Origin of the sequence: Campylobacter sp. BCW_6467 (genome assembly GCF_001762855.1) — a bacterium.
Taxonomy (GTDB): domain Bacteria; phylum Campylobacterota; class Campylobacteria; order Campylobacterales; family Campylobacteraceae; genus Campylobacter_D; species Campylobacter_D jejuni.
On sequence record NZ_MJXP01000003.1, the window covers coordinates 1 to 218 of the forward strand.

Sequence of the window (218 nt, forward strand, 5' to 3'; positions counted from 1 at the left end):
ATGATAAACAAAGAGATAAATATATATCTTTTATCACTAATGCTAAAGCAGAGCTTATAGAATGGAAAAGTATTGAGTTTGATGGGGATGAAGAATTTGAAGGAGAAATATATAATGATGAAGATATAGCCCTTTATGCTCTTATCAATCGTGCCAGAATGATTAAGCAAAATAGAATTAGCTTTGTGTAAATGTTTCAAGGTTAGGTTTTATCAAAC

General features: G+C 29.4%; 1 pseudogene. It reads left to right on the forward strand.

The features are described from left to right. Nucleotides 1-191 (forward strand): annotated as a pseudogene (locus tag AJ888_RS00110) (hypothetical protein); the annotation flags it as partial. Nucleotides 192-218 lie beyond the last annotated feature (27 nt).